Here is a 613-nt window from a genome sequence, read left to right on the forward strand (position 1 = left end):
CTGCTGATCTGCGCGTACTCGTCGAGCAGCTGCTCCAGGCGCGCGATGTCGCCGTACGAGTCGGCGCGGGCCATCGGCGGCACCAGGTGGTCGACGAGCGTGGCGTGCACGCGGCGCTTGGCCTGGGTGCCCTCGCCCGGGTCGTTGACCAGGAACGGGTAGACCAGCGGCAGGTCGCCGAGGGCCGCGTCCGGGCCGCAGGCGGCGGACAGGCCGGCGTTCTTGCCGGGCAGCCACTCCAGGTTGCCGTGCTTGCCCAGGTGCACCATCGCGTCGGCGCCGAAGCCGCCGTCCTCGGCGCGGGCGGCGATCCAGCGGTAGGCCGCCAGGTAGTGGTGCGAGGGCGGCAGGTCCGGGTCGTGGTAGATCGCGATCGGGTTCTCGCCGAAGCCGCGCGGCGGCTGGATGAGGACCAGCAGGTTCCCGCGGCGCAGCGCCGCGAGCACGATGTCGCCCTCCGGGTTGCGGGAGCGGTCCAGGAACATCTCGCCCGGGGCCGGGCCCCAGTGCTCCTCCACCTGCTCGCGCAGCTCCGCCGGGAGCTCGGCGTACCAGCGCTTGTAGTCGGCGGCCGGGATGCGGACCGGGTTGCGGGCCAGCTGCTCCTCGGTGA

The 613-nt window shown here is 73.9% G+C and carries 1 protein-coding gene; it reads right to left on the minus strand.

The features are described from left to right. Positions 1 to 613: cobaltochelatase subunit CobN (locus MB828_RS00010; RefSeq protein WP_301646358.1), on the minus strand; the 613-nt coding region annotated here is incomplete at both ends.

The organism is Streptomyces arenae (genome assembly GCF_022343545.1).
In the GTDB taxonomy this organism is placed as follows: Bacteria; Actinomycetota; Actinomycetes; order Streptomycetales; family Streptomycetaceae; genus Streptomyces; species Streptomyces humi.